Origin of the sequence: Kitasatospora sp. CB02891 (assembly GCF_002803145.1) — a bacterium.
Taxonomy (GTDB): Bacteria; Actinomycetota; Actinomycetes; order Streptomycetales; family Streptomycetaceae; genus Kitasatospora; species Kitasatospora griseola.
The window spans coordinates 115,945-138,805 of the sequence record NZ_NNBO01000018.1 but is presented as its reverse complement, the minus strand read 5'-3'; the positions used below and the strand labels follow the sequence as shown (position 1 = coordinate 138,805).

General features: G+C 74.1%; 23 protein-coding genes. 5 read left to right on the top strand and 18 right to left on the bottom strand.

The annotated features are described in order from the left end of the window. Positions 1-158: 158 nt before the first annotated feature. A complete protein-coding gene (locus tag CG736_RS31145; RefSeq protein ID WP_043910158.1) occupies positions 159-1,202 on the bottom strand; it encodes a zinc-dependent alcohol dehydrogenase family protein in 1,044 nt (347 codons plus the stop codon). Positions 1,203-1,325: 123 nt separating this feature from the next. On the opposite strand from CG736_RS31145, the gene CG736_RS31140 reads away from it, so the two are divergent. Next, complete coding sequence (locus tag CG736_RS31140) at positions 1,326-2,306, top strand: DEDDh family exonuclease (RefSeq protein WP_100589486.1); 981 nt, start codon at positions 1,326-1,328, stop codon at positions 2,304-2,306. A 31-nt stretch (positions 2,307-2,337) separates the two neighbouring features. Further along, complete coding sequence (locus tag CG736_RS31135) at positions 2,338-3,135, top strand: SURF1 family protein (RefSeq protein WP_100589485.1); 798 nt, start codon at positions 2,338-2,340, stop codon at positions 3,133-3,135. Here the strand turns inward: CG736_RS31135 and CG736_RS31130 are convergent. Then, entirely contained in the window at positions 3,125-5,413 is a 2,289-nt protein-coding gene (locus CG736_RS31130) for a SpoIIE family protein phosphatase (RefSeq protein WP_232734297.1), read from the bottom strand. The two genes, CG736_RS31135 and CG736_RS31130, sit on opposite strands and share 11 nt — an antisense overlap. A gap of 167 nt (positions 5,414-5,580) precedes the next feature. On the opposite strand from CG736_RS31130, the gene CG736_RS31125 reads away from it, so the two are divergent. After that, positions 5,581-6,336 carry an SDR family oxidoreductase gene (locus tag CG736_RS31125; protein ID WP_100589522.1) on the top strand — a complete coding sequence of 252 codons (756 nt, stop codon included), beginning with the start codon at positions 5,581-5,583 and terminating at the stop codon, positions 6,334-6,336. Positions 6,337-6,399: 63 nt separating this feature from the next. Here the strand turns inward: CG736_RS31125 and CG736_RS31120 are convergent, their stop codons facing one another. From CG736_RS31120 to CG736_RS31080, 9 genes are all read right to left on the bottom strand, one after another. After that, a complete protein-coding gene (locus CG736_RS31120; protein ID WP_100589483.1) occupies positions 6,400-7,029 on the bottom strand; it encodes an alkaline shock response membrane anchor protein AmaP in 630 nt (209 codons plus the stop codon). Then, a complete protein-coding gene (locus CG736_RS31115) occupies positions 7,026-7,613 on the bottom strand; it encodes a DUF6286 domain-containing protein (protein WP_100589482.1) in 588 nt (195 codons plus the stop codon). The genes CG736_RS31120 and CG736_RS31115 overlap by 4 nt, the downstream gene beginning before the upstream one ends. Next, positions 7,610-7,954 (bottom strand): hypothetical protein, encoded by a 345-nt coding sequence (locus CG736_RS31110; protein ID WP_100589481.1) that lies wholly within the window; start codon positions 7,952-7,954, stop codon positions 7,610-7,612. Before CG736_RS31110 ends, CG736_RS31115 begins: the two co-directional genes overlap by 4 nt. After that, positions 7,954-8,145, bottom strand: a complete 192-nt coding sequence (locus CG736_RS31105) for a hypothetical protein (RefSeq protein WP_100589480.1) — start codon at positions 8,143-8,145, stop codon at positions 7,954-7,956. The genes CG736_RS31110 and CG736_RS31105 overlap by 1 nt, the downstream gene beginning before the upstream one ends. Before the next feature lie 53 nt (positions 8,146-8,198). Continuing rightward, positions 8,199-8,675, bottom strand: a complete 477-nt coding sequence (locus tag CG736_RS31100) for an Asp23/Gls24 family envelope stress response protein (RefSeq protein ID WP_100589479.1) — start codon at positions 8,673-8,675, stop codon at positions 8,199-8,201. A gap of 149 nt (positions 8,676-8,824) precedes the next feature. Then, entirely contained in the window at positions 8,825-9,625 is an 801-nt protein-coding gene (locus tag CG736_RS31095; RefSeq protein ID WP_100589478.1) for an enoyl-CoA hydratase/isomerase family protein, read from the bottom strand. A 264-nt stretch (positions 9,626-9,889) separates the two neighbouring features. Further along, on the bottom strand, positions 9,890-10,123 hold the full coding sequence (locus tag CG736_RS31090) for a helix-turn-helix domain-containing protein (protein ID WP_043912348.1): 234 nt from the start codon (positions 10,121-10,123) through the stop codon (positions 9,890-9,892). 320 nt (positions 10,124-10,443) lie between these two features. Continuing rightward, positions 10,444-12,042: a ribosomal protection-like ABC-F family protein gene (gene abc-f / locus CG736_RS31085; RefSeq protein ID WP_043910143.1), complete on the bottom strand. Its 1,599-nt coding sequence runs from the start codon at positions 12,040-12,042 to the stop codon at positions 10,444-10,446. Between the two features lie 164 nt (positions 12,043-12,206). After that, the gene (locus CG736_RS31080) at positions 12,207-13,118 is read right to left on the bottom strand and encodes a hypothetical protein (RefSeq protein ID WP_100589477.1); all 912 of its coding nucleotides are present in this window, start codon (positions 13,116-13,118) and stop codon (positions 12,207-12,209) included. Positions 13,119-13,306: 188 nt separating this feature from the next. Here CG736_RS31080 and CG736_RS31075 point away from each other — a divergent pair, with 188 nt between their 5' ends. After that, positions 13,307-14,203, top strand: coding sequence for a neutral zinc metallopeptidase (locus CG736_RS31075; RefSeq protein WP_100589476.1), 897 nt, complete (start codon positions 13,307-13,309; stop codon positions 14,201-14,203). A gap of 98 nt (positions 14,204-14,301) precedes the next feature. Continuing rightward, entirely contained in the window at positions 14,302-15,351 is a 1,050-nt protein-coding gene (locus CG736_RS31070; RefSeq protein ID WP_100589475.1) for a glycoside hydrolase family 26 protein, read from the top strand. Between the two features lie 9 nt (positions 15,352-15,360). Here the strand turns inward: CG736_RS31070 and CG736_RS31065 are convergent, their stop codons facing one another. The 7 genes from CG736_RS31065 to CG736_RS31040 form a co-directional block, all read right to left on the bottom strand. Further along, positions 15,361-16,542 carry a GNAT family N-acetyltransferase gene (locus tag CG736_RS31065; RefSeq protein WP_157815810.1) on the bottom strand — a complete coding sequence of 394 codons (1,182 nt, stop codon included), beginning with the start codon at positions 16,540-16,542 and terminating at the stop codon, positions 15,361-15,363. Further along, positions 16,539-17,162 carry a Wzz/FepE/Etk N-terminal domain-containing protein gene (locus CG736_RS31060; protein WP_157815809.1) on the bottom strand — a complete coding sequence of 208 codons (624 nt, stop codon included), beginning with the start codon at positions 17,160-17,162 and terminating at the stop codon, positions 16,539-16,541. The genes CG736_RS31065 and CG736_RS31060 overlap by 4 nt, the downstream gene beginning before the upstream one ends. Positions 17,163-17,325: 163 nt before the next feature. After that, positions 17,326-17,472 carry a hypothetical protein gene (locus CG736_RS36670; RefSeq protein ID WP_157815808.1) on the bottom strand — a complete coding sequence of 49 codons (147 nt, stop codon included), beginning with the start codon at positions 17,470-17,472 and terminating at the stop codon, positions 17,326-17,328. A 396-nt stretch (positions 17,473-17,868) separates the two neighbouring features. Next, positions 17,869-19,020 (bottom strand): glycosyltransferase, encoded by a 1,152-nt coding sequence (locus CG736_RS31055; protein WP_100589472.1) that lies wholly within the window; start codon positions 19,018-19,020, stop codon positions 17,869-17,871. Then, entirely contained in the window at positions 19,017-19,805 is a 789-nt protein-coding gene (locus CG736_RS31050) for a polysaccharide deacetylase family protein (protein ID WP_100589471.1), read from the bottom strand. Before CG736_RS31050 ends, CG736_RS31055 begins: the two co-directional genes overlap by 4 nt. Beyond that, positions 19,795-21,513 (bottom strand): lipid II flippase MurJ, encoded by a 1,719-nt coding sequence (locus CG736_RS31045; RefSeq protein ID WP_100589470.1) that lies wholly within the window; start codon positions 21,511-21,513, stop codon positions 19,795-19,797. Before CG736_RS31045 ends, CG736_RS31050 begins: the two co-directional genes overlap by 11 nt. After that, a complete protein-coding gene (locus tag CG736_RS31040; protein WP_232734296.1) occupies positions 21,510-22,856 on the bottom strand; it encodes an O-antigen ligase in 1,347 nt (448 codons plus the stop codon). The genes CG736_RS31045 and CG736_RS31040 overlap by 4 nt, the downstream gene beginning before the upstream one ends. Positions 22,857-22,861: the final 5 nt, after the last annotated feature.

Genomic DNA, 22,861 nt, shown 5'->3' with positions numbered 1-22,861 from the left:
GGGCGTGAGCGGCGTCACATTGAGTGCCGAGCATGGTAGATCGGGGGCGGGGCCGCGAGAAGGTTCCTGGCATGATCCGGCCGAAAACCGCCGGGAACGCGAGACCGGGGCGGCCCGTCTCGGCCGCCCCGGCATGACACTCCGTCAATTCCCGTTCGTCACAGGGCGATGCGCACCTTCAGCGCCGTCCGCTCGTCCATCGCCCGGTAGCCCTCGGGCACCCCGTCCAGGTCCACCGTGCGGTCGAACACGATGCCCGGGTCGATCGCCCCGGACAGCACGTCGGGCAGCAGCTCGGGGATGTACGCCCGGGCCGGGGCGACGCCGCCGCGCACCGAGACGTTCCGGTCGAACATCTGGCGGATGTCCACGCCCGCGCTGCCGCCGTGCGGCACGCCGACGTAGCCGACCGCGCCGCCGTCGCGGGCGATGGAGATCGCGGTGCGCATCGACTCCTCGGTGCCGACGGCCTCCAGCACGGCGTGCGCGCCCCGGCCGCCGGTCAGCTCGCGCACCGCCTCGATCGCGGCCTCGCCGCGCTCGGGCACCACGTCGGTGGCGCCGAAGGTGCGGGCGATCGCGGTGCGGCCCTCGTGCCGGCCGAGCGCGATGATCCGGCCGGCGCCCAGCCGGTGCGCGGCCAGCACGCCGCACAGGCCGACCGCGCCGTCGCCGACCACCGCGACGGTCGCGCCGGGCCGCACGCCGGCCGACACCGCCGCGTGGTGCCCGGTCGCCATCACGTCGGACAGCGCCAGCAGCGCGGGCAGCAGCTTCGCGTCGCCGGCGGCCTCCTTGGGCAGCTTCACCAGCGTGCCGTCCGCGAACGGCACCCGGACCGCCTCGCCCTGGCCGCCGTCCGAGCCGGGTATGCCCCAGAACCCGCCGTGCGGGCAGGAGGTCTGCAGGCCTTCGCGGCAGAACTCGCACACGCCGTCCGACCAGACGAACGGGGCCACCACCAGGTCGCCGACTGTGAGATCGCGCACCTCGGGGCCGACCTCCTCGACGAAGCCGAGGAACTCGTGGCCGATCCGCTGCCCGGCCTGCCGCTTGGCGATGCCGCGGTACGCCCACAGGTCGCTGCCGCAGATGCAGGCGTTCAGCACCCGCACCACGGCGTCGGTGGGCCGCTGGATCCGCGGGTCGGGCACCTCCTCGATCCGGATGTCCTGGGGGCCGTGGATCACTGTGGCACGCATGAGGGTTGCCCTTCGTTGCAGAGGTCGGATGCCGGGTTCGCACCCTCTTGTCACTCTAAAACGGCTGCCCGAGCAACCCGTTCCGGCCGGAGCCGTCCTCCGTTCCCCGTAAAGTGGTGCGCTATGTACGCGCCATTCCCCACCTCGCCGCTCCCGGCACAGCGCACCGGCCCCGGCGGGGACGCCGGGCGCGGCTTCGCGGTGGTCGACGTGGAGACCACCGGCCTCGGACGCACTGACCGGGTGATCTCGGCGGGCGTCTACCAGCTCGACCCGGACGGCGAGGTCACCGACCACTGGTACACCCTGGTCAATCCCGAGCGGGACCCGGGACCGATCTGGATCCACGGCCTGACCAGCGAGGTCCTGGCGGGCGCGCCGACCTTCCCGGAGGTCGCCGCCGAGTTCGCCGAGCGGCTGCGCGACCGGGTGATGGTCGCGCACAACGCGCTGTTCGACTGGAACATGATCTCCCGCGAGTTCTCCCGGGCCGGCCTGCGCGCCCCGGTCGAGCAGCGGCTGTGCACCATGGTGCTGGCCCGCGACCTGCGGCTGCCGCTGCCGAACGGCAAGCTCTCCTCGCTGGCCGCCCACTTCGGGGTGAGCCAGCGCCAGGCGCACCACGCGCTGGACGACGCCCGGGTGCTCGCCGAGGTGTTCCGGCCGTCCCTGGCGCTGGCCCGCAACGGCGGGGTGCCGCTGCCGCTGACCACCTGCGTGGCCGTCACCGACCTCGGCGAGAGCGCCCCGGCCGGCTCGTCCCGCGGCTCCTGGAGCAGCTCGTACCGGCCCGCCCGCAAGCGCCCGGCCTGCCCGTACCCGAACCCGGGCCGCTGGGTGGACGGCTCGCCGCTGATGCAGGGCATGCGGGTGGCGATCACCGGCGACACCGCCACCGACCGCCAGCTGCTGGAGGACCGGATGATCGAGGCGGGCCTGCACATCGCCTCCTCGGTGAGCCGGCTCACCAGCCTGCTGGTCACCAACGAGCCCACGTCGTGGAGCGGCAAGGCCCGCAAGGCCCGGGAGTACGGCACTCCGGTGGTCGGCGAGGACGCGTTCCTGCAGCTGCTGCGGGAGGTCGCGCCGCACCCCGGTGCGTGACGCGGCGGTAAGGAGGATTAGCGTGCCGGGTGTGTACCGATTCCTGCTGTCCGCGCGCTGGGCGGTCATCGTCCTGCTGGCGCTGGTGCTGATCCCGACCATGGTCCGGTTGGGGTTCTGGCAGTACCACCGTCACGAGGCGCGGGTGGCCCGCAACGACCTGGTGGCCCGGAACCTGGGCAGCCCGCCCGTCGCCTTCGACTCGCTCTCCTCCCCCGGCTGGTCGGTCCCCGGCGGCGAGGTGTGGCGCACCGTCACCGCGCAGGGGCACTACGACACCGCGCACGAGGTGGTCATCCGCGGCCGCACCGAGCCCGGCGGCAGCTCCATCGGCTACTTCGTGATCACCCCGCTGGTGCTGTCCGACGGCAAGGGCTCGGTCCTGGTCAACCGCGGCTGGGTGGACTCCGGCGCGGGCGCCGCCGACTTCCCCGCCGTGCCCGCCCCGCCGGCCGGCGAGGTGACGGTGACCGGGCGGCTGCGCGCCGACGAGACGTACGCCAAGGTCGGCGTGAAGAACCGCGGCGGCCTGCCGGACCGGATGTACAAGGTGATCAACACCGAGGAGCAGGCCAAGTACTCCGGCGCCACCGTGCTCGGCGGCTACCTGGAGCTCGCCTCCTCCCAGCCCGCCGCCGGCGCCACCCCCGTCCTGCTCGCCGAGCCCGGCCACTCCGACATCGGCCCGCACATGGCGTACGCCATCCAGTGGTGGCTGTTCACCACGCTGATCCCGGTCGGCGTCGTGGTGCTGGCCCGCCGCGAGGCCAAGCAGCACGCGGCGAAGCCGGTGGCGGCGGACGGGGAACTGGTCGGCGCTACCAGCTGAGCGGCGGCGGTTCGAGCAACTGCTCGGCCCAGATGGTCTTGCCGGTGCGGGTGTAGCGGCTGCCCCAGCGTTCGGTGAGCTGGGCGACCAGGTACAGGCCGCGACCGCCCTCGTCGGTGAGCCGGGCCCGGCGCATCCGCGGCTGGGTGGCGCTCGGGTCGGACACCTCGCAGGTCAGCACCGAGGAGCGGATCAGGCGCACCACCACCGGCCCGCCCGCGTACCGGATCGCGTTGGTGACCAGCTCGCTGAGCACCAGCTCGGTGGTGAACACCAGCTCGCCCAGCCCCCACTGCTCCAGCGTCCGACTGGCCGACTCCCGCACCCCGGCGACCGCCGCCGGGTCGGCCTCGATGGTCCAGGCGGCGGTGTCCTCCGGCAGGACGTGATGCAGCCGGGCCAGCAGCAGCGTCACGTCGTCGCTCTGGGCGGCGGTGGACATCTCCGCGACGATCGCCCGCCCGGCGGCAGCCAGGTCGCCGCGCAGATCGACCTCGCCGAGCTGCACGGCCAGCTGCGCCATGCCCTCGTCGACGTCGCCGCCGCCCCCGATCAGCCCGTCGGTGTACAGCGCCAGCACGCTGCCGGCCCGCGGCGCGCACTCGGCGGCCTCGAACGGCAGCCCGCCGATGCCCAGCGGCGGCCCCGGGTTGACCGCCAGGTACTCGACCCGCCCGTCGGGGTGCACCAGCGCGGGCGGCGGGTGCCCGGCGCTGGCGGTCTGGCAGATCCCGGTCACCGGGTCGTAGACGGCGTACACGCAGGTCGCCCCGGACGGGTCGGCGACGCCGCGTTCGCGTTCCTCCTCGCTGCCCTCGACCACCAGCTGGGAGACCAGGTCGTCCAGGTGCACCAGCAGCTCGTCGGGTTCCAGGTCCAGGTCCGCGAGGGTGCGCACGGCGGTGCGCAGCCGGCCCATGGTGGCGCTGGCCTGGAGTCCGTGGCCGACCACGTCGCCGGCCACCAGCGCGACCCGGGCCGAGGAGAGCGGGATGACGTCGAACCAGTCGCCGCCGACGCCGGTCGCGGTGTCGGTGGGCCGGTAGATGCTCGCGGTGGTCGCGGCGGGCACCGCCGTCTCGGCGGGCGGCAGCAGGCTGCGCTGGAGGCCGACGGCGGCCCGGTGCTCGCGGGTGTAGCGGCGGGCGTTGTCCAGGGCGAGCGAGGCCCGGGCGGCGATCTCCCGGAGCAGGTCGAGATCCTCGTGCCGGTACGGGCCCTCCGCCGGGTCCCGGCGCACGGTCACCCGGCCCAGCGGGCCACTGCGCGCCTTCAACGGGGCGCTCATCGACGGCGGATCCTCCGTCGAACCGGCCGACGTCCCGAGCGCCTCCCGCCCCAACGGACCGAGCGGGCGCCCGTCGGCCCGCGGCGGCCCCGCCGTCGCGGTACGGCGCACGGCGAGCCGACCGTCGGCGTCGGGCTGCGGATCGTCGCCGCTGAACACGGCCTCCGCGATGTCCACCTCGACGCGGTCCCCGAGCCCGGGGACCAGCACCCCGGCCAGGTCCTCGGCGTTGCCCGCCACCGACAGCGAACCGCCGACGGCGGCGGTGGCCCGGTGCAGCACATCGGCCCGCCGCCGGTACCGGTGCAACTCGGTGACGTCGCCGAACAGCGCGGTCACGCCGATCACCGCGCCGTCCAGCGCCTGCAGCCGGAACGCCTGGATCTCCATCACCGCCCCGCCCCGGGGATCGTCCAGCGGACGGATCCGCAGGGCGGTGCGCACCACCGGCTCCCCCGTGGTGATCACGTGCCGCAGGATCGCCTCCACGGCGTCGGCGTCCTCGGGCTGGAGGTAGTCGTGCAGCTTGGACCCGGCCAGGCCGTCGGGCAGGCCGGTGTACGGCAGCAGATGGGAGTTGGTGCGCAGCAGCCGCAGGTCGGAGTCGAACACGGCGAGGCCGAGCTGGTCCTGCAGGAACAGCTCCCGGGTGAACGCCTCGTCCTGCCGCCGCCGGGCCACCCTGTCGGCGGGAGTCGCCAGCACCAGCGCCCGCACCCCGCCGCCCTCCCCGGTCAGCGGCAGCACCTGGTACGCGACCTCCAGCGGAACCCCGCTGCCGGTCCGCAGCCGGACCTCGCCCGATCGACGGCCCAGCAGGTGCTCCTCGCCGTCGTCCGCCAGCAGCTCACGGGCGGGGCGGCCGGTGACCTGGGCGGCGTCCAGCGCGAGCAACTGCTCCGCGGCGGCGGTCCAGCCGACGACGAGGCCGTCGCGGTCGACCAACGCGGCCGCGACGCCGTCGATGTTCGGCAACCGCCTGCGTTCCATGGGCTGCACCTCGGGTGGGTGGTCCGGTCCCCCCATCTTCGAACGGTTCCCGGCCGCGCGCCATTGACACCCGGCCCGGCGCTCACCGTCGGTGACGAACCCCGGCGGCCCCGCATCCCGGTGGGCCTACCGTCGCCCGGCGACACCGACCGGCGAGAATGACCCGCATGGATCTCGGACTCAAGGACAAGGTGTACGTGGTCACCGGCTCGACCCGGGGACTCGGCCACGCCACCGCCGAACAACTGGTCGCCGAGGGCGCCCGCGTCGTCATCACCGGCCGCACCGAAACCTCGGTCGCCGCCGCGGCCCGCGCCCTCGGCCCCCACGCGTACGGCGTGGCCGCCGACAACGCCGACCCGGCCACCCCGCAACGCCTGATCGACGCCGCGACCAGCCGCTTCGGCGGCTTCGACGGCATGCTGATCAGCGTCGGCGGCCCCGCCGCCGGCCCGGTCGCCACCGCCAGTGACGAAGCCTGGGGCGCGGCCTTCGACTCCGTCTTCCTCGGCGCCGTCCGGCTGGCCCGCGCGGCCGCCGAGCGCCTCCCCTCCGGAGGCGTCATCGCCTTCGTCCTCTCGACCTCCGTCCGCCAGCCGATCCCCGGCCTCGGCATCTCCAACGGCCTGCGCCCCGGCCTCGCCATGGCCGCCAAGACCCTCGCCGACGAGCTCGGCCCGCGCGGCATCCGCGTCCTCGGCCTGCTCCCCGGCCGCATCGACACCGACCGCGTCCGCGAACTCGACGCCCTCGCCCCCGACCCCGCCGCCGCCCGCGAAGCCGCGACCGCCGGCATCCCCCTCCGCCGCTACGGCACCCCCGCCGAGTTCGGCCGCACCGCGGCCTTCCTGCTGTCCCCGGCCGCGTCGTACCTGACGGGAGTGATGGTGCCGGTCGACGGCGGAGCGACGCGAGGTCTGTGAGGGGAGCTGCACCACCGGGGGGCCGGGGGTACCCCCGGCCCCCTGAACTCGCGCCCGCCTGCTTCAGTGCACCCGCGGCGCCTTGTTCCGCTCCTTGCGCGGCCGCGCCACCCGGAGGCGGAGCTCGGCGGGAAGGGCCGCCAGGCCCAGGGAGTGCCGGGCGTGTTCCACCGGGCCGGTGTGGAAGGCGTCGATCAGGGCCGCGGTGTCCGCGCCGGGGGCGAGTCGCAGGACGGTGTGCACCTGGGGCCGGCGGGCCGCGCCGGTGACCCGGACGGTGACCCGGTCGACCTCCGGGAGGGCGATGGTCTCCGTCTCGATCGCGTCCTCGACGGCCCGGCTGCGCACGTGCAGGGCGAAGTGCTGCTGCCCCGGCGCGGCGGGCGACGGCAGGTCGACCCCGGCCGGGCCGCCGCGCCGCAGTTGCGAGAAGAGCCACCACAGTCCGCCGAGCACCACCAGCACGGGCACCGCGATCGCCACCGGCCACCACCAGTCGCGCTCGGTCCAGCGGGTACGACTCGCGGTGCTGAGCACCGGCTGGTCCGGCGAGGTGAGCGGCCACCAGTGCGGCGGGGTGATCCCCAGGTGCCGGTAGACGTCCAGTCCGCCGAGCAGCACCAGCGCCCCGCCGACCAGCAGCAGGAGCCCGACCACGGCCAGGACGGTGCGGTTGACGGCGCGTCGGCTCATCGGGGCGGCTCCAGCTCGGCGAGTTCGCGGCGGTGGTGACGCTCCCGCACCGACCGGGTGCGGACGTCCAGCCGGTGCGGGCCGGCCAGCGGGATCCGCTCCAGCTCGGCCCGCAGGTGGCGTTCCACCCCGGCCGGGTCGGTGGCGCCGGTGACCGTCACCCGGGTGCGCCACCGCCTCACCTTCACGTGCCAGGAGTGCAGGTCGGCGTGCTGCTGGGCCCGACGGGAGAGCAGCGCGGCGACGGCGCTGCGGTGGATCGCCGTGCCGCGCGGCTCCAGCGCGAGCCAGCCGCGCAGCCCGCGCCGGAACGCCAGCGTCAGCAGCACCAGTCCGAGCAGCACCGCGCCGGCGGCGAAGCCCAGCACCCACGGGTCGTCGAGGTGGCGGGTCGCCAACTGCTGCGCCAGGTCCCGTCGCCACGGCCGGGCCCGGCCGCCGGAGCGCACCGCGATCAGGTCGTACAGCAGCGTCCCGGCGGCCACCACCAGGACGGCCACCACCAGCGCCGTCACCACCCCGCGCTCGGACCGCAGCCAGCGGCCGGCCCGGCGCTTGCGCGGCTCCTCCACCATCGTGCTCATCGCAGCCCCGCCGGGTGCAGGCGGTCCACGATCACCTCGGCCGAGGCGACGGGAGTGCCGGTCAGCTCGGCGACCCGCGCGCACGCGGCGTCCCGCACCGTCCGGGCCAGCATCGCGACGTCGCACGGGAACGGCAGCTCGACGTGCAGGGTGAGCCGGACCCGGCCGTGCGTGTACAGCGCCGAGGCCTTCGGCTGCGGCACGGGCTCCGGGCGGGGGCGCCAGGCCGGGGCGAGCGCGTCGGCGGCGGCGCGGGCCGCGATCCGGCGGTACACCCGGTCGGCGATCTGCTCACTGCCGCGCTGTGCGGGCGGGGCCGCCACCACCCCCGGAACCGCCATCAGCGCCGCCGGTCCCGGCCGCGCAGCAGGTCACCGAGCTCGCCGAGCTCCAGGTCCCCCTCGATCACCCGGCCCACCACGAAGCCCACCGCGCCGAGCGCCGCGACCAGCAGGAACGCGGCGAACCCGCCGAAGTAGCCGGCGAAGCCGAGGGCCATGCCGGCGAGCAGGCCCACCAACGCCAGGTTCATCCGCTGCTCCTTCGCGGTCCGTCTGGAAAGGGTCCGTCCCCGTCAGGGGCGGCTCACTGCACCCGCGGTCGCCGTCCGGAGGACGAGGGCTCCTCTTCCTCCTCCTCGTCCGGCTCGTCCGGGAGGTGGACGTCGTTCACGGCGATGTTCACCTCGACCACCTCCAGTCCGGTCATCCGCTCGACCGCCTCGATGATGTTCGCCCGAACCTCCGTGGCCAGCCGCGGGATCACCACCCCGTACTCCACCACCAGCGCGATGTCGATGGCGGTCTGCTTCTCGCCGACCTCCGCCTTGATCCCGCGTCCGACACTCGACTTCGAGCCGGGCACCCGGTCCCGCATCGCACCGAACGTCCGCGAGAACCCCGACCCCAGCGCATGGATCCCGGACACCTCGCGGGCCGCCATCCCGGCGATCTTCTCCACCACCCCCACCGCGAGCGCCGTCCGCCCACGCTCACCGCTCGGCTGCGCCTCCGTCACGCTCTTCTGCAGATCCGCGGGCGTGGGGGTGTGGGGCTGCGCCATGTCGGGCCTCCTGACGTTCGAGTCCAGCTATATCGCAAATCACCCCAACCCTGACATTTCGCCACGCGACGCGCTCGCGGAGAGAGGCGGACGAACAGGGGCGCGTGGGGCCACCTCCCGGCCCGCACGCACCCCTGATCTCGCCTCCGCTACCTGCCGGCCAGGTCCCGGAGGCGGCGCGCCTGCGCCTCGCGTTCCGCCGCCCGCTGCTGGTCGTACGTCCGGTCGCCGGCGCCCTGGAGCAGGGCCTTGGTCTCGATGACGGCGTTGCGCGGCGCGGCCAACAGCGCGGCGGCGAGGTCGTTCGCGGCGGCCGCGAGATCCGTCACCGGGACGGCGACGTTGGCGAGGCCGGTGGCGACGGCCTCCTCGGCGCCCACGCGGCGACCGGTAGCGCAGATCTCCAGGGCGCGGGCGTAGCCGACCAGGTCGGTGAGGGGCTTGGTGCCGGTGAGGTCGGGGACCAGGCCGAGGGAGGTCTCCTTCATGGCGAACTGGACGTCGTCGGCGACCACCCGGAGGTCGCAGGCGAGGGCGAGCTGGAAGCCGGCGCCGACGGCGTGGCCCTGGACGGCGGCGACGGAGATCAGGTCGGTGCGGCGCCACCAGGTGAAGGCCTCCTGGTAGAAGGCGATGGTGGCGTCGAGTTCGGCGTCGGCGGAGGCGGCGAGCTGGAGGAAGCCGGTCTCGCCGGGGATGCCCTCGGGGGTGAACATGGCGCGGTCGAGGCCGGCCGAGAAGGAGGAGCCCTCGGCCTGGAGGAGGGCGACCCGGACGGTGCCGGGCAGGGCGCGGCCGATCGCGGCGAGGGCGCGCCACATGGCGGGGGTCTGGGCGTTGCGGCGCTTGGCGTCGCAGAGCGTGACGGTGGCGAGTTCGCCGTTCAGGTCGAGGCGGACGCCGGCCTGCTCCCACGCGGTGCGGTCGGTGTCGGGAATGTGGGTGGTCATGGCGGGGCTACCTCCAGCGACATGGCGGGGACGCCCGCCGACCCCGACGGGCTACTGGAGAGTAACAAAGCGCCGGATCGGCGTACAGGAATGCCGGCGGAATGCTCGCGAAATGGCCCGCGCAAGGACCCGGAAACGGCGGTCGGCGGCTCGGGAGAACCCGGCCGCCGATCCGTGTGGAACGTCTTGCATTGGCGAACAGCGTACTGGTGCAGCATGGGCAGTCGGGCTGCTCTGGCACCGCCCGCCGGAACTGATGGATCGTCAGGAACCGGCGGCCGCAGCGGTTTTGCCCTTGCCACGAGTGGCGCCGCCACGACCGCGGAGGTTGACCCCGGACTCACTGAGCATCCGGTGGACGAAGCCGTAGGAGCGGCCCGTCTCCTCCGCGAGGGCGCGAATGCTCGCGCCGGAGTCGTACTTCTTCTTGAGATCGGCCGCGAGCTTCTCACGCGCGGCACCTGTCACCCGGCTGCCCTTTTTCAGAGTCTCGGCCACCCGTGCCTCCTCGTAGAGGTGATCAGTCAGATTCCCATGATCACCCATTGCAAGGCTCCTGGCCACCCATTCGACAAGGTCCGTCGCCGGAAAGCGGGCTCGTCCGGTGGTGTTCGCTCCGCACCACGGCGCTCACGGAGGGTGTGCGCGCCCCTCCGCGATTCGCTCCGCCGAGCGAATCCGCTGCTCAGCCCGGCCGGGGCCGGGCCCCGGCGGCCCGGGCGTACAGAGTCAACGGGCGCGCCGGTCCGGGTGTTCCCGGGTTGGACGGATGACCAGTTCTTCTCGTACCGGTGGCCGACCCGGCGTCTACTCGCGGTTCAGGCGAGCGACACCAGGTCGTGATAGGCCGGGCTCCACAGGTCCTCGACGCCGTCGGGGAGCAGGATGATCCGCTCGGGCTGGAGCGCGTCCACCGCGCCCTCGTCGTGGGTGACCAGGACGACCGCGCCGGTGAAGGTGCGCAGCGCGCCGAGGATCTCCTCGCGGCTGGCCGGGTCCAGGTTGTTGGTGGGCTCGTCGAGCAGCAGCACGTTGGCGCTGGAGACCACCAGCGACGCCAGCGCGAGTCGGGTCTTCTCGCCGCCGGAGAGCACGCCGGCCGGCTTGTCGACGTCGTCGCCGGAGAACAGGAACGAGCCGAGGATCTTCCGGATCTGCACCAGGTCGGTGTCGGGCGCGGCGGACCGCATGTTCTCCAGCACGGTGCGCTCGGGGTCGAGCGTCTCGTGCTCCTGGGCGTAGTAGCCGATCTTCAGGCCGTGGCCCGGGATCACCTCGCCGGTGTCCGGCTTCTCCACGCCGGCCAGCATCCGCAGCAGGGTGGTCTTGCCCGCGCCGTTGAGGCCGAGGATGACGACCCGGGAGCCGCGGTCGATCGCCAGGCCCACGTCGGTGAAGATCTCCAGCGAGCCGTACGACTTCGACAGGCCCTCGGCCGTGAGCGGGGTCTTGCCGCACGGGGCCGGGTCCGGGAAGCGCAGCTTGGCGACCTTGTCGGACTGGCGGACCTGCTCCAGCCCGGAGAGCAGCTTCTCGGCGCGGCGGGCCATGTTCTGCGCGGCGACGGTCTTGGTGGCCTTGGCCCGCATCTTGTCGGCCTGCGAGTTGAGCGTCGCGGCCTTCTTCTCGGCGTTGGCGCGCTCGCGCTTGCGGCGCTTCTCGTCGTCCTCGCGCTGCTGCTGGTACTGCTTCCAGCCCATGTTGTAGACGTCGATCGCGGAGCGGTTGGCGTCCAGGTAGAAGACCTTGTTGACGACCGTCTCGACCAGCTCGACGTCGTGCGAGATGACGATGAAGCCGCCCTTGTAGGTCTTCAGGAAGTCCCGCAGCCAGGCGATCGAGTCCGCGTCGAGGTGGTTGGTGGGCTCGTCCAGCAGCAGGATGTCGGCGTCCGAGAACAGGATCCGGGCCAGCTCGACCCGGCGGCGCTGACCACCGGAGAGGGTGTGCAGCGGCTGGCCGAGGATGCGGTCGGGCAGGCCGAGCGCGGCGGCGATGGTGGCGGCCTCGGCCTCGGCGGCGTAGCCGCCCTTGGTGAGGAACTCGGTCTCCAGCCGGGCGTACTTCTTCATCGCGTTGTCGCGGGTGGCGCCCTTGCCGTTGGCCATCCGCTCCTCGTTCTCGCGCATCTTCTTGAGCACGGTGTCGAGGCCACGGGCGGACAGGATGCGGTCCCGGGCGAGCACGTCCAGGTCACCGGTGCGCGGGTCCTGCGGGAGGTAGCCGACCTCGCCGGAGCTGGTGACGGTGCCACCGGCCGGCAGGCCCTCGCCCGCGAGCACCTTGGTGAGCGTGGTCTTGCCCGCGCCGTTGCGGCCGACCAGACCGATCCGGTCGCCGGGGGCGATCCGGAAGCTGGCCGACTCGATCAGGATGCGGGCACCGGCACGAAGCTCCAGGGCGTTCGCGGAAATCATGGCTGGGGTCACTCCTAGACGTGGGTATGGCACTCAGCCATGCGCTCCAGTCTACGGGAGGGCGCGATCCGTTTTCCGGGCCGGTCGATCCGAGGGGTGCGAAGCCGGGGGGAGCGCGACCGGGGAGAGCGCCGCCGGGTGCAGCTCTCCGCGCTCGCCCCGCGCTACTTCTCGCAGGTGGGCGTCGTCGCCGCGAACGGCACCGAAGCCCCGCAGTTGCTCTCCCTCGCACCGCGGGTGGTGTCGTACACCCAGGTGCCGATGACCGGGCCGTCGTCGATCGCGATCCGGTGGTTGTCCAGCGGGTGCATCAGGACGTCGGGGCCGGTGTTGAGGAAGTTGCCGGGCGCCGTGAGGGAGAAGACCATGACGCCGCCGGGCAGTTGGCGGGCGCCGGGGCCGGTGGTGGGCGGGCAGACCCGGGGGATCAGGACCGCGTCGTCGCTCTGTGCGGTGCGGGCCGGGTCGAAGGTGCAGCCCGCCGGGGGGCGGGAGTTGAAGCGGAGGTCGCCGTCGCGGTCGCGGAAGCCCATCAGCAGGCCGGGGGTGACCACGGTGATGAACGCGTCGGCCTTCGGGTCCGCGGAGGGGTGCAGCGCGGCGGCAGCCCGCTTCGTCGCGAGCTGCTTGCGCTGTTCCTCGGTGCGGTCGGCCGCGCCGGGTTCGCCGTCGGCGCTCAGCCAGTCGGCCAGGCCGGGGACGCTGCGGTGCCAGCGCACCGAGTGGTCGGCCGGGTTGACGGACGTCACCATGCCGTCGTCCCAGACCACCGCGGCGTCCTCGCCGAGCATGGTGAGGTGGAGGGCGGTGCTGCCGTCCCGGCGGTAGGACCAGAGGTGCTCGCCGGTGGCGCGGGAGAAGGCCTCCACGCCGGGGCCGACCTTCAGCTCCAGGTCTCCGGCGCCGGTCGACTGGGCGCCGACCGGGCTGGCGTTCGCCGCGCCGGGCAGGACCTGGTCTCCGAACGGCTGCGGGCGGTTGGCGTGCGCCGCTGCACCGGCCGCGAGGACCAGCAGTGCGGCGGCGGCGGGCAGGACCGATCGGGGCGACAGACTGCGCAGCGGATTGAAGGACACGGCCGGAGCGTACCGTCCGGCCCCGACGGAAAGCAGCTGGATTCGAACGCGCCACGCCGTTGCCGCCCGCCTGATCCGGTTCCGGCGCAAACGGCTCCGACCTGCGTCGGCCAAGCCCTTCCCGCTCCGTGCGGCCCGCTAGGGTACGGCTTCGACCGGCCGACGGACTGTTACAGAGGTGAGACAGGATGCAATTCGACGACGACGCCCAGCTCGACGACTCGCAGGTGCAGGACCGCCGCGGCATTCCCGGCGGCGGGCTGGCGATCGGCGGTGGCGCGGTCGGCATCCTCGGCCTGGTGCTGGCACTGGTGTTCGGGTTCGACCCGGGCCTGCTGAACTCGGTGACCGGCTCCGGCGGCAGCAAGCCCGCGACGGGGCAGGCCGCCGGTTCCACCGACCAGCAGACCTCGACCTGCAAGACCGGCGCGGACGCCAACAAGCGGCAGGACTGCCGGATCCTGGCGGTGGTGAACAGCGTGCAGAACTACTGGCAGGGCGACTTCGCGAGCCGTGGCAAGCAGTACTCGCTCGCGCCGACCGTACTGTTCACCGACCGGGTTCAGACCGCCTGCGGCGCGGCGACCTCGGCGGTCGGGCCGTTCTACTGCCCGGGCGACCACAAGGCCTACTTCGATCTCGGCTTCTTCAACGACATGACCCGCCAACTGGGCGCCCAGGGCGGCCCGTTCGCGGAGGCGTACGTGGTGGCCCACGAGTACGGGCACCACGTGCAGACGCTGCTCGGCACCATGGCGAAGGTCGGCAACGACCGGCAGGGCGCGGACAGCGCCTCGGTGAAGCTGGAACTCCAGGCGGACTGCTACGCGGGCGTGTGGACGCACCACGCCACCACCACCCCGCAGGCCTCCACCGGCCGTCCGCTGATCACCAAGCTGACCGACGAGGACATCGCCCGGGCGCTGGACGCCGCCGAGTCGGTCGGCGACGACCGGATCCAGCAGCGCGCCACCGGAAAGACCAACCCGGAGACCTGGACGCACGGCTCCTCGGCGCAGCGCACCCAGTGGTTCACCACCGGCTACCGGACCGGCGACCTGACGAAGTGCAACACCTTCGGCTGACCGGCGGACTCGACGGGGTGATATGCAGCCTTTCTGACGGTCTGTCAGGTTAGGCTCCAGGGGCCGACGTTGTCCCCGATCTCGTTCGGAGTGAGCCCATGCGCCTCGGCCGACTGACCCTGGCCGCCGCCGCTCTGCTGCTGATGACGACCGCGAGCGTGCCCTCGGGCACGCCGCTCAGCCAGACCGAGCGGCACACGGCCCTCTCCTCGGACGCCGTCCGGCCCCGCGGCACGGCGCCCCGCCCTGCGGTGCAACGGGCCCTGCACGAGGTGCCGTTCGGCGCCTTCGTCGGCTCCTGGAACGACTACATCCCGAACATCGCCCGGATGGCGTCCTGGCTGAACAACGCCAACATGCAGGTCGGCCACACCTACCTGGCCGGCAACGGCTGGCAGGACGTCGAGGGCGAGCCGGTGGTGCTCGGCCTGTGGTCGCAGTGGCGGCAGGCCGACCCGGCCCGGCGGCTGGTGCTGGGCGTGCCGATGCTGGTCCCCAACGAGGCCGACGTGCCGGACGCCGAGGTGGCCGGCCTGCTGGCCCGCGGCAACAAGGGCGAGTTCGACCAGCACTTCCTGCGGCTGGCCCGCAGGTTGGTGGCGCTGGGGGGCGGCGACACCGTCCTCACCCTGGGCTGGGAGATGAACGGCACCACCTACACCTCGCGCTGCCGGCCCGACCCGAGCGCCTGGAAGACCTACTGGCGGCGGATCGTCGGCGTGATGCGCTCGGTGCCCGGGCAGCACTTCAGCTTCGACTTCACCCCCACCCGCGGGCTGGACGCGATCCCCTGGACGCGCTGCTACCCGGGTGACGACGTGGTCGACATCCTCGGGATGGACAGCTACGACATGCCCGCGGGCGCCACCTTCGACGACTACGTCAGGGAGCCCTACGGGCTCCAGGACCAGGTGGAGTTCGCAGCCAAGCGCGGCAAGCCGGTCTCCTACCCGGAGTGGGGGCTGTTCCACAACGGCGACAACCCGGAGTACGTGCGGCGGATGGTGGAGTGGATGCGCACCCACGACACCGCCTACCAGACCGTCACCGACTACTGCCCGCACGGCTTCTGGCAGTGCAAGGACAACCCGAAGTCGGCGGAGGTCTACCGGCAGTTGATGTCGGGCTCGACCGGGGCGGCGGGGTAGGCCGAGCCGTCACCGGAGCCGGGCCCGCACCAGCGCCTCCTTCAGCTTCGGCAGCCTGGTCCGCAGCAGCTGCACCGCGGCGATCCGGGCCCGCACCCGCAGGGCCCGGGCCGCGGCGGACGGGGCGAGCCGGCCGGGGCCGAACACCATTCGCTGGTTGGGGAGTTGATCCGGCCGCCAGCGCTGCTTGTACGGCTCCTGGCCGCGCAGCAGGCTCAACTGCGGGATCCCGGCGGCGCGCACCTCGTCCAGCGCGGCGCCGAACAGCAGGCCGGCGATGTCCAGCCGCTCGCGCAGCGCCGGGTGGGCGCCGTACATGTACAGGCCGCCGAACGGGGCGCAGAGCAGCACCAGGTCGACCGCCAGCACCTCCCCGTCGAGCTCGAAGCGCTGTATGGCCGCCCGGCGGGTGGCCACCAGTCCGGCGGTGGACTCGGCGAGGTGGTGTGCGAAACGCTCGCTGCGGTGCTCCGGGGTGACTCCGCGGGCCTGCCACTGGAGACGGTGCAGGCGGAGCAACTCGCGGACGGTGTCCGGGACTTCGTCGGCCGTGGCGGAGTGCACTCGGATCCCGGCCTCGGCGATCCTGCGCAGCTTGACCCGGCTGCGCTGCGCGGTCTTGCCGGGCAGCCGCTTGAGCAGCTCGTCCATCGGGACGGCGGGCAGGTACTGGCACATCGAGTCGGCGAACCGGTGCCGGCGGCCCGGCCAGTGCGCGAACACCCGCTGCACGGCCGCCTCGGGGCGCACCTCGCGCAGCTCCAGGCTGTGCCAGGGGCGGCGCAGCGGCAGTGCGGCGGCGAGTTCGGCCGCGGCCCGGTCGGCGCACTCGTCGTCCAGCAGCACGTCGGTGAAGTCGACCAGGCCCGCGCCCAGGTTGGTCAGGCCGCCGAACGGGCCGCGACGGCGCAGCGCGGCGGCGGCGACCAGCCGCCCGTCGCGGCGGACCAGCACCACGACCAGCCCGCCGGGCCGGCCGTAGCCGCGCCACCAGGACCGCAGCCATGGCGCGGCCTGGAACGCGGTGGCGGTGGAGCAGCGCCGGTACAGGTCGTCCCACTCGTCGGCGACCAGGTCCAACGCGTCGTCGGTGCGCAGCACTTCGGCGGCCCACCGGTCGCGGTCGGCGGCGGAACGGTCGCCCTGGGCGGGCACCCGGGCATCGGCGGAACGCTGTTGACGGAGCTTCACCGGTACACCCCCTCGGACCGCGAGGTCTCGGCCTGGACGGGCAGCACGGCCCCGACGGCTGGGACGGTCCTGCGGCGGGTCAGCATCGCCAGCGTGCCGAGCAGGACGCCGGCCGCGCCGCCGACCGCGGTGTCCAGCGCGGCGGACGGCGAGGTCGGGGTGTCGGGTTCGGCGGCGGCGGCCAGTTGGACCAGCTTGACGCCGGTCTCCCTGCTGCCCGCATTGCCGAACGCGATCAGCGACCTGGCGACCGCGCCGGCGTTCTGCACCGCGTCCTCGGGCCGAGGACCGGTGCCGGTGATCTCGATCACCGGGGCGTCCGGGGAGGTGGTGCCGCGCACCAGGGCGGCCAGCGCGGCCACCGAGTGGTGCGTCTCGGCGGCGGCGCCGAGCAGCACCTGCGGCTGGCCGGTGAGCCGGCCGTAAGCCTGCGCGAAATTGACGGCATTGGCGTTCTCGCCCTGAGCCTGCGGCACCACCACCACGTACGCGGACGAGGCGTAGGAGGGGTGCGCGACGACGGCATAACCGGCGCCGACCGCCGCACCGAGCGGAACGGCAACGGCCATCGGCCACCAACGGCGGGCCAACGCGCGAGCGCGGAGGCGTAGTTCGGGCATCGGGGTGACTCCAGAAGAACGAGAGGGGACGAGGTCAGTGGACGCGAGCCGCCGCACCTGGCGCGACGGCGACGGCCGCCGACCACCGGCGGCGCGCCAGCGCACAGACGCGGCGGCGGAGATCGGGCATCGGGAGGACTCCAGGAAAAGAGAGCGAGCGGGGTCAGTGCGCGACAGCGCGCGGCACCGGGCCGAGTCCGGGCAGCGAGGCGGACACGGCCGTCAACTCCCGGACGCGGTAGCCGGGTTCGAGCGACAGCGGTCGGGCGGGCCGGCGCCCCGGCGCGTCGGCAGGGCGAGGATCGGGCATCGAGAGGACTCCAGGAAAAGAGAGCGAGCGAGGTCAGTGCGCGACAGCGCGCGACACCGGGCCGAGTCCGGGCAGCGAAGCGGCCACGGCCGTCAACTCCCGGACACGACAACCGGGTTCGAGCGACAGCGGTCGGCCGGGCCGGCGCCCCGGCGCGTCGGCAGAGCGGGGGGATCGGGCATCGGGAGGACTCCAGGAAAAGAGAGCGAGCGAGGTCAGTGCGCGACAGCGCGCGGCACCGGGCCAGGTCCGGGCAGCGAGGCGGAGACGGCCGTCAACTCCCGGACGCAGTCGCCGGGTTCGAGCGACAGCGGTCGGCCGGGCCGGCGCCCCGGCGCATCGGCAGAGCGGGGGGATCGGGCATCGAGAGGACTCCAGGGAACAGAGGGAACGGGGTCAGTGCGCGCCGGCGCGGCGCCGGGCGGGGTGGCGGGGGCCCGGTAGGGTGCCTGCCGACTCGCGGTAGAGGGTGGCCAGTTCGGCTGCGATGCGGGTGATGTCGTAGTGGGCGACGGCGGGCGGTACCGGGACGGGGCCGGGTGGTGCGGCCGCAGCGGCCGTCAGTTCGCGGGCGTAGCGAGCGGGCTCGGAGGGCAGCAGTCGGGCGTGCGGGGCGGCGGCGGGCGGCAGTTCGGCCAGGGCCGGGCAGGCGGAGTGGAGGACCGGCAGACCGGCGGCCAGGGCCTCCAGCGCGGCGAGCCCGAAGGTCTCCGCGCGGGACGGCGAGACCAGGACGTCCATCGCGGTGAGCAGTTCGGGCACGTCGTCGCGTTCGCCGGTGAGCACCAGTCGGTCGCGGACGCCCAGCTGCTCGGCCCGGGCGGTGAGTTCGGCCCGTTCGGGGCCCTCGCCGACCAGCAGCAGCCGGGTGCCCGCCGGGAGCCCGGTGAGCGCCTCCAGCGGGACGTGGAAGCGCTTGCCGGGCGCCAGCCGGCCGAGCCCGCCGACCACGAACGCGTCGGCGGGCAGGCCGAGTTCGGCGCGCAGGCGGGTGCGGTGGGCGGCCCGTTCGGCGGGTGGGAAGCGGTAGCGGGCGGCGTCGATGCCGTTGGGCAGCCGCCGCACCCGGTGGGCGGGCACGCCCCAGGCGTCGAGCACGGCGGCGACCTGACCGGAGACCGCCAGGGTGGTGCTGCCGAGCCGTTCGGCGGCCAGGTACAGCGCCTTGACGCCGCGCGAGGTGGGCCGGCCCTCGATCACCCCGGCCTGCAGCGAGTGCTCGGTGGCGAGCACGCCCCGCACCCCGGCCAGCCGGGCGGCGAGGCGGCCGTACAGCATGGCCCGGTACAGGTGGGTGTGGACCAGGTCGTACCGGCCGGTGCGGATCAGCCGGGTGAGCCGGGGCAGTACGCCGAGGTCGCGGTTGCCGCGCATGGCGAGGTGGTGGACGGTGAAGCCGTCGGCGCGCAGTTCGCGGGCCACCGTGCCGGGGTTGGTGAGGGTGGCCACCTCGTGTCGCTGATCGGTCGGCAGGTGCCGGAGCAGCAGCGCGAGTTGGCGTTCCGCGCCGCCCGCGTGCAGGCCGGTGACCACGTGCAGGACCTTCACCGCCACTCCCCCGCGGTGGCCTTCGGCGGGGCCCAGCGCAGCCCGGTGACGGCCTCGCGCCAGCGGTGCCGGCCGTGCTTGGCGCGCAGCCGCCAGGCGCCGTCGCGGTCGCCGACGTAGCAGCGCGGCAGGGCGTGCCGGCCGGTCAGCGAGCAGTGGTCGATGGCGCAGGCGTAGTCGTAGCCGGCGTCCCGGACGGCCCGGGTGGCGGGCAGGTCGACGGCGCCGTACGGGTAGCAGAAGCCGGTGACGGGGCCGCCGACGACGTCCTCCAGCTTGTGCCGGCTCTCCTTGGTCTGGCGTTCCAGCGCGGCGGGCGGCAGCCCGGACAGCGCCTGGTGGCCGAGGCCGTGCGAGCCGATCTCCCAGCCGGACGCGGCCAGTTCGGTGACCTGTTCGACCGTCAGCAGCTTCTTCCGGGGCCCTTCGGCGTCCCAGTGGTTGGCGGCGCCCAGCAGGTCGGGCATCACGTACGCGGTGGCGGTGAAGCCGTATTCGCGCAGCACCGGGACGGCGTGCCGGGCGAAGTCGGCGTAGCCGTCGTCGAAGGTCAGGCCGACCAGCCGGGACTCCCGGCCGAGGGCCTGTGCGGCCAGCAGTTCCCGGACGCTGACGCCGCGTCGGCCGGAGCGGTGCAGCCAGTCCATCTGCTCGGCGAACCGTTCGGGGCTGACGGTGAGCTGGTAGGGATCCTCGTCCTCCTCGGCGACCGAGTGGTACATCAGGATCCAGGGTGCGAGCCGGGGCGCGAGCGACTGCGTCGGCAGACAGGTTTCAACGGCCATGCGGCTTCCCTTCGGCGGGTGCGGGGGCGTGCGGTCGGCGGGCCCGGGCCAGGAGTGCCAGGACCGGCCCGCGGACCTCGGGCACGCCGAACAGCGTGCCGAGGAGCGCGAAGACCAGCAGGACGGTGACGCCGCCGAGCAGGGCGGCGGACAGCGGCGTGGTGGCCGCGCGGATGGCGAGCGAGCCGGTCCCGGCGGCGGCGATCGCCGCGGCCAGCAGCCGGGCCTGCCCGCCGAGCACCAGCCCGAGCCGCAGCGCGACGCCGCGCAGCATCAGGCCGCGCATCAGCAGGGCCGCGGTGAAGGTGATCCCGACCGCGTTGCCGGCGGCCAGGCCGGGCGCCCCGAACCGCGGGGTCAGGGTGACGCCCAGGGTGAAGGTGACGACCAGCCCGAGCATCATCGCGCCGACCGGGTACCAGTCCAGCCAGGTGGTCCGGTCGCCCTCGGCGCGCGGGGCGTCGGCCCGCCGCACCACCGGCCGGACGCAGAAGTACGGCCGCACCATCACGCCGATCATCGCCTGGGCGGGCAGGCCGAAGCTGTACACCCGGATGACGGCCGCGGTGGCCTCGGTGTCGGCGGGCCCGAACGCGCCGCGCTGGAACAGCAGCGCGGCCACGGCGGGGGCGCAGGCCAGCAGGAAGGCGGTGCCGAGCAGCACCAGCGCGGCGGCCTGGCCGAGATCCTTCTCGACCCGGTCACGGGCGGCGGTGAGGTCGCCGGCGGCCATCGCCCGGGCCACCACCGGGAACGTCACGGTGACGATCAGGATCGCCGAGGTCATCGCCAACTGGCTGACTTTCGCGGCATAGTTGAGGTGCGAGATGGTGCCGGGCGGCAGCGCCGAGCCGAGGTAGCGCTCGATGAACACCTGGGACTGCCGGGTCAGCGAGAACGCGGCCACCGGCAGCAGCGCCAGCGGGATCAGCACCAGTCCGCGGCCGGCCCCGCGCCGCCGGGTCCGCCGCCGCTGCCGGGCGTGCAGCCGGCGGACGAACGGCACCACCAGCACGCCCGCCATCAGCAGGCTGCCGAGCGCCACGCCGAGCGCGGCGGAGCGCACTCCGAGCAGCCGGTGGCCGCTGAGCAGCAGCGCCAGGATGCCCAGGTTGTACATCACGTAGATGACGGCGGGCGCGGTGAAGGCGTGCAGCGCCCGCAGCGCGGAGGCCAGGTAGCCGGCCACCCCGAACGGCACCACGGTGACCGCGGTGATCCGGGTGCAGGTGACGGCGAGCCGCGGGTCGGCCAGGCCGGGGGCGAGCAGGTCGACCAGCTGCGGGGCGAACAGTGCGACCGTGCCGGACAGCGCGCACAGCGCGAGCAGCAGCCAGGGCAGCGTGGAGCGGGTCAACTGCCGCACCGGGTCCGGGCCCGGTCCGCGTTCCTCGCGCAGCACCAGGGCCAGGCTGAAGGCCGGGACCATCAGGAAGGCCATCGCGTCCTCGATCAGCAGCGGCGCGGCGGTCTCCGGCACCGTCCAGGCGACCAGGAACGCGTCGGTGCCCTGGTTGGCGCCGAAGTAGCGGGCCAGCAGCAGGTCCCGGAGCAGGCCGAGGCCGGAGCCGGCGGCGCTGAGCAGGGCCGTCACGCCGAAGGCCTTGGCCAGGAAGCCGCCCCGGGGCCCGGTGTCGTCGCCGTCGGTGCGCGGGCCCGGTACGGGGACGGTCGTGGTGACCGCGGCCACCGGCTGGTCGGTCGTCATGCGCCGTTCGCTCCACGGGAGTCGGGACCGGTGGCTGCCCGGGCGTCGGGACCCGGCAGCGCGGTGCGGGCGGCGAGCCCGAGCACCACGGAGGTCAGCACGGTGGTGGTGCCGCCGATGTCGGCGTACAGGAAGTCCCAGAGCACCCAGCAGAGCAGTGCGAGGGCGGCCAGGCCGGGGCCGGTGGCGCGGCGCAGGCAGCCCAGCAGCAGGGTCAGGAACAGCGCCAGGTAGGCGAGGACGCCGAGCAGGCCCTGTTCGCTGAGCACCAGGAAGTACATGTTGTGCGGGGAGAGCAGCGGTTCGCGCTGGAAGCCGATGGTGGAGTCGGCGGCGTCGCTGCCGGAGGAGAGCCGGAGCGGGGCGTGGCTGTCGCGCAGTTGCTGGAACGCCTTGGGTCCGGCGCCGGCCACCGGGTGGTCCTGCCAGATCCGGCCGGCGGTGGCCCACAGGTCGTAGCGGTCGGAGACGGACTGGTCGGGGGCGGCGGAGACCGAGCCGATCGAGCTGAGCCGCTCGGTGACGCCGGACGCGCCGAGGCCGAGCCCGCCGACCAGCACCACTGCGGCGGCCCCGCCGACCAGCACGCCCCGGACGGCCAGCCGGGCGTCGGCGCGCAGCAGCAGCACGGTGGCGGCGACCGCGGTGGCGATCCAGCTGCCCCGGCTGAACGACACCGCCAGCGGAAAGGCCAGGAACGCCGCGCTCGCCCACATCACGCGGCGCAGCGGGCGGCTGCCGCCCGGCCCGCGCTCGGCCAGGCCCAGCCCGAGGGCGGCCAGCAGCCCGAACGAGACCACGCCGGACATCGCCATGATGTCGAGCGCGCCGAAGGTGCCGACGGCGCGGATCGGCTGCCCGGTGTAGGAGGCGCCGGTCCGGGTCAGGTACTGGAACGCGCCGACCGCGCCCTCGATCAGCGCGGCCAGCACGAAGGAGCCGAGCACCAGCCGCTGGTCGGCCCGGTCGCGGACGGCGAGCACCACGGCGGCGGGCACCAGCACGAAGATCTGCACCAGCCGGACGAAGCCGGTGAGGCTGGTGGACGGGTCGACGGAGTGCACGGTGGCGACGGCGGCGGCCAGCACCACGGCGCCGAACAGCGCACCGGCGGCCGGGTCGAGCCGGGGCAGCCGGCCGCGCAGCAGGCCGACCGCGATCAGGGCGACCAGGGCCAGCGAGGCCAGGTCGGCCGGGGTGACGTGGACGGCGGCGGTGACGTCCTTCTCCCCGGTCGGGACGCAGACCAGCAGCACGGTGGCGGCCGCGAGCCGGCTCGGCCGGGGAGCGGCTATGCCGGTGAACCGGCCGGCGGAGAGCGGGAGTCGGAGGGTGACGGCCACGGTCC

Bases quoted from the DNA above. Each gene is read 5' to 3' on its own strand.
- CG736_RS31045 (WP_100589470.1), bottom strand. From the start codon at position 21,513: ATGACGACCGACCAGCCGGTGGCCGCGGTCACCACGACCGTCCCCGTA.
- CG736_RS31095 (WP_100589478.1), bottom strand. From the start codon at position 9,625: ATGACCACCCACATTCCCGACACCGACCGCACCGCGTGGGAGCAGGCC.
- CG736_RS31100 (WP_100589479.1), bottom strand. From the start codon at position 8,675: ATGGCGCAGCCCCACACCCCCACGCCCGCGGATCTGCAGAAGAGCGTG.
- abc-f (WP_043910143.1), bottom strand. From the start codon at position 12,042: ATGATTTCCGCGAACGCCCTGGAGCTTCGTGCCGGTGCCCGCATCCTG.
- CG736_RS36670 (WP_157815808.1), bottom strand. From the start codon at position 17,472: ATGCCCGATCCTCGCCCTGCCGACGCGCCGGGGCGCCGGCCCGCCCGA.
- CG736_RS31110 (WP_100589481.1), bottom strand. From the start codon at position 7,954: ATGGCGGTTCCGGGGGTGGTGGCGGCCCCGCCCGCACAGCGCGGCAGT.
- CG736_RS31145 (WP_043910158.1), bottom strand. From the start codon at position 1,202: ATGCGTGCCACAGTGATCCACGGCCCCCAGGACATCCGGATCGAGGAG.
- CG736_RS31050 (WP_100589471.1), bottom strand. From the start codon at position 19,805: ATGGCCGTTGAAACCTGTCTGCCGACGCAGTCGCTCGCGCCCCGGCTC.
- CG736_RS31125 (WP_100589522.1), top strand. From the start codon at position 5,581: ATGGATCTCGGACTCAAGGACAAGGTGTACGTGGTCACCGGCTCGACC.
- CG736_RS31070 (WP_100589475.1), top strand. From the start codon at position 14,302: ATGCGCCTCGGCCGACTGACCCTGGCCGCCGCCGCTCTGCTGCTGATG.
- CG736_RS31075 (WP_100589476.1), top strand. From the start codon at position 13,307: ATGCAATTCGACGACGACGCCCAGCTCGACGACTCGCAGGTGCAGGAC.
- CG736_RS31130 (WP_232734297.1), bottom strand. From the start codon at position 5,413: ATGGAACGCAGGCGGTTGCCGAACATCGACGGCGTCGCGGCCGCGTTG.
- CG736_RS31105 (WP_100589480.1), bottom strand. From the start codon at position 8,145: ATGAACCTGGCGTTGGTGGGCCTGCTCGCCGGCATGGCCCTCGGCTTC.
- CG736_RS31115 (WP_100589482.1), bottom strand. From the start codon at position 7,613: ATGAGCACGATGGTGGAGGAGCCGCGCAAGCGCCGGGCCGGCCGCTGG.
- CG736_RS31120 (WP_100589483.1), bottom strand. From the start codon at position 7,029: ATGAGCCGACGCGCCGTCAACCGCACCGTCCTGGCCGTGGTCGGGCTC.
- CG736_RS31060 (WP_157815809.1), bottom strand. From the start codon at position 17,162: ATGCCCGAACTACGCCTCCGCGCTCGCGCGTTGGCCCGCCGTTGGTGG.
- CG736_RS31140 (WP_100589486.1), top strand. From the start codon at position 1,326: ATGTACGCGCCATTCCCCACCTCGCCGCTCCCGGCACAGCGCACCGGC.